Here is a 10,002-nt window from a genome sequence, read left to right on the forward strand (position 1 = left end):
GCGCACCATTTCCTTTCTTTGGAGTAAACAGATTACCACGCGAGGCTCCTCCCGTTGCTTGACTGGGAGCGCCATTATTGGTCGGCGGAGTAAATGTTACAGCATAAGCACTGCTGCATACACCATTAGCAACTAGAGCGATGACGCTCAATGCACTAATTAAATATCGACATTTCATGATTAACCTCTTGTTTTTGTAAATTTTTGATACAAAATATACATTAATCTAAATACAGTATTCAGTTCGTTTGAGAATTCCTAATCAGGCGACTGAAAAAGTATACATCTTATTATTTATAGGCGATTTCTATCTCTGCCGCTATAGCATATTTGTCATATATTAGACTTTAATGTACATAATTTTACTTAATCAAAGCCAGTTCCCAACTAAAACAAAAGCAGACCAAAAGAACGGGTCACGAAAATCTGTTTGGCGAATCAGGTTTATTTGCGCTTGTCGCAGTGCTTCGGCTTTGGTAATTTTAGGTTGTCGTAATTGGTCGTAGAAGCGAGTCATCAGCATTTGGGCTGCCTTATCTTTGACAGGCCATAGGGTGGCGATCGTAGAACGCGCACCGGATTTGACTGCTAAACCTGCCAGTCCCAGGACAGCGCGGTCATCCCCTGTTGCAGTATCGCAGGCACTCAGTACTAGCAATTCAATTGCTTTTGATGAATTGCCGCCCCGATTTTTCAGCAGTTCAGACAATTCCTTGACATTAACTTGTCCATCCCATGTCAGTAAGAAGGTATCTTCAAGACGGGAACTAAACTGTCCGTGAGTTGCGAGGTGAACGACATTGACACGACTGGATTTTACCCGATCAGCTAGGGCTTGACTGGTGAACTTTTGGTTTAGTAACAGATCAGATGGCACTGTCTGGGAAATTTGCTTTACTTCCGATTCCACCGCAGGCAAGGCAGCAAAGCCAGCATGAGATTGACTGATACCACCGACGATCGCATTGATTTTGTTTTGTTGAAGCGGATGGGCAGTCATAAGTTGCAATCCTGGCGAGAGGGCAACAGCATATTTCTCAATCAGATATTGCTTACCGTCGTGTAAAGCAGACATGGGAATGTTGCGTAACTTCCCATCCAAAACAAATACTAATGTCTTAGTATCTTTAAAAAGTTGTTCTTGCTCAGCAGGACGAATTAACCAATCATAGATTTGTTGGGTAAGTTGCTCTCTTTGTTGGGAATCTGAAACAGGGTTGAGAGCAACAAGCAAATTATTCAGAGTTTGCTCAATTTCTGCTTGGGGTTTGCGAATTGCATAATAACGCAGAGGTTCCCCAGTTTTGGAGAGAATCACCGCTAGGCGATCGCTTAAAATAATCGGGTAAATAACCGTTGCTGTGGGGTCAACTTTGTCAATCTGCTGTGCTTTATCCAAACAAGCTTCCCGGAAAAAGTTATCAAGTTCAGCGACTTGCAGTGACTCAATTAATTCGCGGGCTTGTATTAGTGCTGCCTGGGTTGGTTGCTCATCTAAAAGTAAACTTACTAGTTCTCGGTAGACAGGCTCTACACTTTCGCCAAAAGAGAACTGCATATCAGGGTTAACCGCAGCCAAATCGGAACGCAGTGCTTTTAACGACTTAACAGCTTCAGTATAGGCTGAAATCGCTTTTGGGCGATCGCCTTGTTGTTTGTACAACTGTCCTACCTGCCATGCCGATTGAGCAATAATATCGTCAGCTTGCAGTTGACGGGCAATATTCAAGGATTTCTGGGCTAATTCCTTTGCTTGTGACCACTGCTGGGTGCGTCGGTAGAGTTGTCCCCACTGATACAGCGCATAGGCTTGGGCGATCGCATCGTCAATCTGTTGTGCAGACTTGACTGTAGTTGCCATCAGTTGCGCCAGGTCTTTGATTGGTAGAACTTGGTCGGGCTTTTCCAACCGATTCAAGGTCGCCACAAAATTAATTGCAGCATAAAGGGAAGTATGGCTGGAGGGTAATTTTTCCAGTTGTTGTCGCAATTGAGATGCCAGGGGGATAGCATCTGAAAGTTTGTCGTAATCCACCAATAATTTGAAACGAGCTAAACGCGCTTGCAAAGCTTCATTTGGGTTCGTAGCCGCCGTTTGAGCGTCTTCAAAGTAATTTAATGCTGCTTCCGGGTTTTGGGAGTCAGAGGCAACTTTTCCCAAAGTTGAGAGAATAGAACTTAACTGGGTTTTAGCTGCAATTTTATTTGCTGTGGCCAAACTTTGCTCTAAGACTTGCTGGCTTTTGCCATCACCGATCGCGTGCAAAGCTAAACCAAGCGATCGCAACCCACTAACTTTAACTTCCGAATCTGGCATTGCTGCCAATTTTTGTGTTAGTTCTTCTAATTGTTGTCGGGAGCGACGGTAAAATCCTAAACTTTGTAATGCTTGTGCCTGGTTAATTTGACTACCCAGGCTTCCCATTGTATCCTTAGCCTGCTCGTAATATTTTTGAGCTTGTTGCCAGCTTTCGAGGGCAGTTTCAGGATGACCAGTACGTAGTTGTAAATTGGCTTTTGTATTCAGTATTTGCGCCCAGATAATCGCATCAGCAGAGGGTTTAGCCGTTTGCAAAAGTTTTACACTTTGTTCGATAGATTTTCCAGCAGCTTCCCACTGATTAAGTTCCTGTTGTGCCAGGGAAAGGTAACTTAAACTCAGGGCTTCATTGAGGCGATCGCCCTGTTTTTGATATTGCTTTGTTGCCGTTTGCCATGCTGTAATGGCTTCTGCAAACCGTCCTGATTGGTAGAGATTCCGTCCTTGTTCTAGCCAATTACTAGACTGGGAGGAAGAGATAGTCGAGTTTGTGACTGGTGGAGATGCTTTTATAGGTGTAATGGTAAATGCTAAACATAAACTGAAAATACTGAGGCTGACGTATAGCCAACGAGTAGGTTTAATTCGGAAAGTCATAATTACTTAGCTTAATTATTAAGCACAGCACAAGTGTTGAGGAAATCACTAGATGTATATTGCCCAACATATAATGCGATCTATCACCTAATGAGCGATCGCATATAGCAAAGTGCTGTTAGCGGATAGCTAGGGTTTAGCCCGTGCTGAGTAGTAAATCCAGTTGCTACCCTACGGGAAGCCTCTGGCGCGTCTACAAGGCTTTGAGCAATCAATACTGTCCTAACCTATGTGACTACGGCTATACAATTAGTTAAGCGGCATTTTGTATTTCCGTTGATGACTCCTACATATTATCTAGAAATCGCTGCACAGGTTAATGCTTGTTGTACATTCGCAATAGATTGAGCAGCAGCAATTAACTCAATTTTGCCCTCAGCATTACGATGCCAAGACGTAGCTTGAACCAGAGTTTCTAGCGATGGTGGAATTTGTGCCGTGACTTCGCCAGTTTTGCGGAATACAGAAATGTCGCGGATATCAGACCAAGTGCGATCGCTCATCACTTGTTGATTGGGATTGTGTGGAACACCACCCCGTCCTGTTGCCACAAAACTACTGCCGTTTGTACTAGAACATCCTGTAGCAATTTGTTGTGAGGAATCGACTAAGTTTACAGGTAATTCAACTAAGCCAGAACTGGGGTCAACTCCAAAATTGTTAATATCAACTGTACCGTTAACACCAAATTCAGAACTAGCTGTAATGTCATTTTCAGGAGTGAGGCGATCGCGATACTTCAATCCAAAAATGCCTTGCGTGGTAATGTTAATATTGCCACCGCGACCTGCGATCGCATTAGCAATGATATCGCCGTTTTCAAAGCCGACAATCACGGGTGCATTGATGGTGACATTGCCGCCATTCCCATTACTGCTTGCAGTGGCTGTAATCGAACTGTTGTGTCGCAAAATCAAGCTGTTGGCTTTCACATTAAGATTGCCACCTTCCCCCGCTTGGGTGGATGCGGTGATGCGTCCTTGGCGATCCAATCGAATGGTATTAGCATTCACCACTAAGTTACCGGCATTTCCCGTTCCATCGTTTCTGACGCCGACCACCCCACCATCAAGAATATTGAGTTGCGATGTCGTCACGGTAAGGTTGCCCGATGCTCCACTGGGAACAGGAGGGAGATTATACAGCCGTCGGAAAGCTTCATCGAAAATGATCACCGATGCATCAATCGAACTATAGTCTAGGAGACCGTTCCCTTTTCCTTGTACCGTAATGGATTCAGAGGCATTCACGGTCAGATTGCCCCCATTGCCCTGCGCGGAAGCCGATGACGAGATGCGCCCACCCGCTTGGATATTGATGCGTTGAGCATTTACCAAGACTTGTCCCGCATTGCCAGTAACAACGCTAGCGGAAGCGATACCGCTGCGCTGGACTAATGTAGGTTCGGTGCCTTTGATCAACAACGTTCGATCAACGTTCGCCGTCACATTCCCAGCTTCTCCAGTGCTGAAGGCAAGTGCTACGACACCACCTCCATCCAGCAGTGTCATGTCTCTCGATGTGAGGGTAATCGCACCGCTTGCGCCTACGCCAAAAGAACGGGTTGTAATGGTGCTGTTCCGTCGGGTGAGAGGTGTAAACCCAACGACTGCCAGCGACTCCGTAGCGTTGATCTGTACGGCACTGCTGTCACCCGTTCCATAGTTCTGGGCGCGAATTTCCCCGCCTTGCTGCAAGCTGAGTCGGCGCGTGTCAATCTTAATGCTGCCACCGCCAAGCCTCCCTAACTGATTGGTGCGTAACCCACTCGCTATGATTTCATTGGGTGTGCTGCCCTGAATGTTCACGGTATCAGTAGCTCGAACTTGAATTCCACCACCCGGCAGGAGACCAAAGCTTTGGATCAACGCTGTTGAGCCATCTGTCAAGCCTACATTTGCTCCCTGCACTTGGATGCGTCCACCGCCAATGCCACTGGCATTCAGCATCGACTGTTGCGCTAGTTGAATATCTCGAAAGCTGGAGACACCGCTATAGTCGAAATCCCAGCCTTGGGCGCTGGCTGTCAGACCGATCTGTCCATTGGCGACAGCAGCGATCACCACTTGCCCATGCGTCGCTGTCAGGGTACCGCCTGTGAAACCTAGGTTGCCGCCAATTAAAGCCAGCGTTTGCCCAGGTTGCACTTGTAACCCCGTGGGAGTTGCACTAGGGGTCGCAGGGAAATTAGGATTGGCGGTAGTAAGTCGGTGTCCGTTGCCTTGTACGGTAATGGGGGCAGGATTGCTGCCCATTTGCAAGCCAATCGGCACGCTAATCGTCAACAACGACGGACTGGTCGGATTCACCGCACTAAACTCCATACCATCGGCAAACTTGATGCTATTTGCCGTCGTTCCCACAAATGAGCCGCCAATATTCAAACTAGCATTTTTACCAAACACAATTCCCGCCGGATTCATCAAAAATAAACTTACCGGATTATTACTATTAAGAGTTTGAATTAATCCTTGAATATTGGAAACATTTCCACCTGTAACTCGACTAAATATAGTAGTAATATTTGGCGTATTAACTAAATTAAAGGTTGCTGACCCACCTGTTGGCACAGATAATTCACGGAAACTATGAAATAAATTGCTACTTTTTTCAATACCGTTGAGAATCGTGAAATTATTCCCGCTTTGGTTGACAATGGTATTGGTAGTGCCATCAGATGTGACTTGAGCCATTGCTGGCAACAGCATTCCCGAAGTTAATAGCACATTTGTTAATATAAATAGAAAAGCATTAAGTTGAAGGCTTGTAACTTTGCGAATCGCTTTCATACCAGAAATTATTCCCCGACGTTCTGGTATCAGGGTTCCCAAAATTGTGGTCTAGCTAACACTCATTGGCTGAAATCAAAATAATTAGCAGCTATCAGCATATTAATATTATCGAGATTTTCATGGAGTTTAGATATAAAAAAGCTCTACAAAGCACCATTAAAAATCTGCTCAACAGTTAGTTTTAAATCTGGAAAAGTAGGGGATATAATAAGTTCCGAATTTCTAAATTGCGCGACTTGATATTCTTCATCAACTAGATGATAAATAGAAATAGTTGGTTGTTTAGGATTACCAATGAATTTTCTGGCTCCCAAAGCTGCATAATCAATAATCCAATATTCGGGAATCTTCATTGCTTCATAATTCCCTAATTTAGTGTAATAATCGTCTTCCCAGTTTGTACTCACAACCTCGATAATTAAAGGAATGGATTTGCTTTGAGTCACGGTAGATTCTTTTTCCCACAATTCCTCATTGTGTAAATTAGCATCGTTGATTAAAACCACATCCGGCGAATAACCAGATGATTTTCTTGGTGGTTTTACTAATGCTGTTTTAGGGATAAAATATGGCAATTGCAAGCGTTTATATTCAACGGTAATTTCTCCTGCTAAAAATCCCGTAACTTTTTCATGTTTTCCACTCGGCTGAGACATTTCAACAATTATCCCATCGTGTAACTCGTAACGCTTCCCAGCGTTTTCTGGCAGCCATTCGATAAATTCTTCAAAAGTAAATAGTTGGGTTAAAGCTTGAGCCATATCAAAACCTCCGCTTTGACTTTACCATTTTCAACATCGGGACTGATTAGTTTGGTATCGCAGCACAGCTTAAAAATGGTTGTAAATAGGCTGGTTGAGCCGCAATTAATTCAATTTTGCCCTAAGCATTGCGATGCCAGGAAGTTGCTTGGACAAAGATTTCTGACGATAGGGGTATTTGTGCTTGTACCTGCTGTGTTTTTCGGTATGCAGATAAATCTCGCAGATCAGACCAAGTGCGATCGCTCATCACTTCCTGCATTGGATTTTGCGAAACACCACCTCTTCCCGTTACCACAAATCGACTGCCTTCTAACTATCCTACTTTAAGAGCGTTATCATTACTTTTCTTAGGTAAAAGTTTGCACAAGTACTAAAAATTGGAGTTGCGGTATCTTGTAGCTGACCGCTCCTCCACAAAGCTATTTAGAATAATTGCACAGAAAGGGTTGCAGGATGACAGACCCACAAGTATTACAGACAGCAATCAACGGAGCAAGCAACGCACATACAGGGTTGCATCAAGCCATTCATGAGCTACGACATGGGTCGGTAACTGAGGCGAAGCAGATATTGGCGAGGCAGATTGCGATACTGGCGAATGTGTTGATGCTTTTGTAGGGCTACAGGTGTAGCAGGGAATTTTGAGAGGAGCGTGTGTTCAGTTTGCCCTCGTGTTGTTGTAAGAGTTTAAAGAAATATAAATACAGTATTAAGTTAAACCCTTGTAAATTGGCATAAGTATTATTTTTTTTGATTATCTTTGTTCACAAGGAGAAAAATGAATGCGACTGAAAATAACGAAAGCAGTTAAGAGTTGTATCAAATACATCCCTAGTGCAACTATAAGCACATTAAGTCTACTATCCATTACTTCTGCATTAGTTGTCTCACAAATAACAAGTCTATTATCAGCAAATGGACAAAGCACAACTCAAAAATTATACCAGCTACATAATGATGGTTGGATTTATAAATACGTCGGAAGCCCAGGATGGCTAAGACTAGACAACAACCCGAAAACTAAAGATATTGTTTCGTCCTGCGACTTCGCTCGGTAATAGAAGTCAAGACTAGACAATGACTCGAAAACTATAGCTATTGTTGCTGCTGAACTTTAGAAATGTTTTAAAAGTAGGGAGCTATGTAATACCATATTCAAAATTCAAATTAAGAAAGCAAGATTTTACAAGGGTTTGTGAGTTTTGATCTGTTGCTGAATTTTGGAGAATCGGTATTAGAGATGTCTTTGTTGGTTTGCGATGCCTGCGGCAGACGAAGCCATCGCCTGTGTGAGTGCTATTCATTCAAGCGATTGTTTTTACTTATTAGGAGATCCTTGTGATTTGACAGAGGGGTTTTGATTCTTGTGATTTTACCCCCCGCGTGACCAAATTTTGAACCATAGCCTGACCAAAGGTTAACGGAATTTCAAGGTTAAGAGCTAATTCACCACCTCATGCTATGAATCAAATCATGTCCGTGTGTTTTTAATATGAACCATAATGTCACCAAAAGTTTTATTTATGCATTTTGTAAAAAAACCAGATTGTGACACATGAATGAGAGCTAAAATTTGCAACATTCGGTCACAATATGATTCAAAACGCCAACAATATAGTTCAAAAACAGTTTTAGCCACAAATTAAGTGATCAAGCGATCGCATTTGGACTCAGTTTTAAAAGCTCTGTTCGCTGCATTGCATACAAATGAACCACAAAAGCCCTATTGCTTGCTGTACTTAAATTTTGAGGTTTTTCAACTCCATTTATAGCTTTGAACTATATGTTGTCCTATGGGGTTATGAAGTATATCGTGATCGTTTGGTCAAGACATGGTTCAAATCACAATTCTCCTCTAGTTGCGATTTCAAATGAGTCAGTGCAGTTTGAGCATCACCAATTGTTAAGTCTGGGTGATAGTTAATAGCCTTGAAATCAGGATGTCTGTCAATCTCGCTGAGGATAAATTTTGCAGCAGCAACCAAAGTATGCAGATTGGGATGAGGCATTTTTCATTACTCCTAATTCTTATGTTTAATTCAACAATCTTCAGCAATCTTTAAGAGAAATCCACGCCAAAACAATTCGCAAGTCGCAATTCGCAATTAAATTAGTGGGGGCTTGTACCCTGAATGAACCAATTGACAATTACGTCCGCAATTGCGAACTGCGAACTGCGAATTGGTAAGGTACTGAATAATTGAATTAGTGAACTGAACACGGTGCAGAGGTGCTTTCCCCCCGCTTTTATGCAGAGAGCGTAGTAATTTAGAGGCTGTTATTTCTACGTAGTTATCAACAGTTTTAGTCATCTACCCTGCCCCCTGTTACGGCTGCTAACTGTTGCTTGAGAGCATCTATTTGTTGAGTATGTTCGTCAATTTCAGCGATTATTTGCGCTCGTAATTCTGCAAGAGATAGCGTTTGAATTTGGTCATCAAAATAATGCCTAATCTCCTCACAATCGTCATGATGCATGACAGCATAACGCCAACCTTGACCGTATTGATAAGCTAATTGGCTGTTGGTGAGGTAGTACTCCATGCCAACGATAACGCCCTGTTGTGTGCGCTGACTAAAGCTAAAGCGAGGATAGTCCCAGTTATTGGGAATGGATATTGTGGGTTGGTGCGATTCGTTGTTTAGTGAATCACGGTAATCAGTCCGTACATAACTAAGCCAGCCTGACAGCAGATCACTGTCATTAAGGGCTGAACTCTCGGTCGGATGCAAGTGTAAGTCTTGCCATTCAGACTCAGAATTGACTCCTTATCTGCCCACACCGAACAAGCTCGGTTCTTGTAGAGTGAAGCTGGGAACAGGGCGTAATCAGACGACCGTTGCGGGTTGACACTGGCGCTAACAGGGAGTTCCTATGGTGAAATCGGGTCTAGAAAAGCAACTTACAATAAAACAGGGCGTAACAAAAAAAATCCCTGATTTCACTGGAGAATTAATTCCCGCCGTTCTTCAACCTAGAAACGGTAAGAGTCCTGGGAATCTAGTAGTTGAAGTGACCACACCTAAAGGAACAATCAATCTCTCCGAGGGAACGAATAAAAACGAATTGTGGGTCTAGGGGCAGTCGAACCCCAAGTAGGCTAGACGAGAAGCGGAATCCCCACAATTCGGGTAGGACAGACCGTAATTGGTCTGAGGTGTTCAGAAAATACAAACTCTAGAAGAGAAAATGATTAGACACAGTTATAAAACTAGTGAATCTTGGAAAGCCCTACCGTGGAAGAAATTCCGCCGAAATCTTTTCCGCCTTCAAAAGCGCGTATTTAAAGCTGTTCAAGTTGGAGACAAGCGAAAGGCTAGGTCACTCCAAAAGCTCATTCTCAAATCCACCTCGGCTCGATTTCTTGCAATAAGACAAGTATCTCAGCTAAATGCTGGCAGTGCGACCTGAAAAAGGTCAACTAAATTGAGACTCCGTAGTCTCTCTGGGATTTCTACCCCAGACCCTTATAGCAATACTCCGGACAATTTTAAGTAGAGCCAATCGACAAGAAAGCTATCGATCCAT

8 protein-coding genes and 1 pseudogene are annotated in these 10,002 nt (G+C 43.3%); 3 read left to right on the plus strand and 6 right to left on the minus strand.

Annotated features, from left to right (window positions below; genetic code table 11):
* Positions 1–370: 370 nt before the first annotated feature.
* From AC5JMF_RS03220 to AC5JMF_RS03235, 4 genes are all read right to left on the minus strand, one after another.
* A complete protein-coding gene (locus AC5JMF_RS03220) occupies positions 371–2,917 on the minus strand; it encodes a CHAT domain-containing protein (protein ID WP_495794277.1) in 2,547 nt (848 codons plus the stop codon).
* Positions 2,918–3,210: 293 nt separating this feature from the next.
* A complete protein-coding gene (locus tag AC5JMF_RS03225) occupies positions 3,211–5,748 on the minus strand; it encodes a two-partner secretion domain-containing protein (RefSeq protein ID WP_495794278.1) in 2,538 nt (845 codons plus the stop codon).
* Between the two features lie 104 nt (positions 5,749–5,852).
* Positions 5,853–6,470, minus strand: coding sequence for a Uma2 family endonuclease (locus AC5JMF_RS03230; RefSeq protein WP_495794279.1), 618 nt, complete (start codon positions 6,468–6,470; stop codon positions 5,853–5,855).
* A gap of 121 nt (positions 6,471–6,591) precedes the next feature.
* On the minus strand, positions 6,592–6,768 hold the full coding sequence (locus AC5JMF_RS03235) for a hypothetical protein (protein WP_495794280.1): 177 nt from the start codon (positions 6,766–6,768) through the stop codon (positions 6,592–6,594).
* A 158-nt stretch (positions 6,769–6,926) separates the two neighbouring features.
* On the opposite strand from AC5JMF_RS03235, the gene AC5JMF_RS03240 reads away from it, so the two are divergent.
* The gene (locus AC5JMF_RS03240; RefSeq protein WP_495794281.1) at positions 6,927–7,091 is read left to right on the plus strand and encodes a hypothetical protein; all 165 of its coding nucleotides are present in this window, start codon (positions 6,927–6,929) and stop codon (positions 7,089–7,091) included.
* A 1,181-nt stretch (positions 7,092–8,272) separates the two neighbouring features.
* Here AC5JMF_RS03240 and AC5JMF_RS03245 read toward each other — a convergent pair.
* Both AC5JMF_RS03245 and AC5JMF_RS03250 read right to left on the minus strand, forming a co-directional pair.
* Positions 8,273–8,482 (minus strand): hypothetical protein, encoded by a 210-nt coding sequence (locus AC5JMF_RS03245; protein ID WP_495794282.1) that lies wholly within the window; start codon positions 8,480–8,482, stop codon positions 8,273–8,275.
* Between the two features lie 295 nt (positions 8,483–8,777).
* Positions 8,778–9,206, minus strand: a complete 429-nt coding sequence (locus AC5JMF_RS03250) for a hypothetical protein (protein ID WP_495794283.1) — start codon at positions 9,204–9,206, stop codon at positions 8,778–8,780.
* 142 nt (positions 9,207–9,348) lie between these two features.
* On the opposite strand from AC5JMF_RS03250, the gene AC5JMF_RS03255 reads away from it, so the two are divergent.
* On the plus strand, positions 9,349–9,552 hold the full coding sequence (locus tag AC5JMF_RS03255; RefSeq protein ID WP_495794284.1) for a hypothetical protein: 204 nt from the start codon (positions 9,349–9,351) through the stop codon (positions 9,550–9,552).
* Between the two features lie 111 nt (positions 9,553–9,663).
* A pseudogene (locus AC5JMF_RS03260) lies at positions 9,664–9,882 on the plus strand (reverse transcriptase N-terminal domain-containing protein); the annotation flags it as partial.
* Positions 9,883–10,002: the final 120 nt, after the last annotated feature.

Source organism: Desmonostoc vinosum, assembly GCF_059505385.1.

Bases quoted from the DNA above. Each gene is read 5' to 3' on its own strand.
- AC5JMF_RS03230 (WP_495794279.1), bottom strand. From the start codon at position 6,470: ATGGCTCAAGCTTTAACCCAACTATTTACTTTTGAAGAATTTATCGAA.
- AC5JMF_RS03220 (WP_495794277.1), bottom strand. From the start codon at position 2,917: ATGACTTTCCGAATTAAACCTACTCGTTGGCTATACGTCAGCCTCAGT.
- AC5JMF_RS03240 (WP_495794281.1), top strand. From the start codon at position 6,927: ATGACAGACCCACAAGTATTACAGACAGCAATCAACGGAGCAAGCAAC.
- AC5JMF_RS03255 (WP_495794284.1), top strand. From the start codon at position 9,349: ATGGTGAAATCGGGTCTAGAAAAGCAACTTACAATAAAACAGGGCGTA.
- AC5JMF_RS03245 (WP_495794282.1), bottom strand. From the start codon at position 8,482: ATGCCTCATCCCAATCTGCATACTTTGGTTGCTGCTGCAAAATTTATC.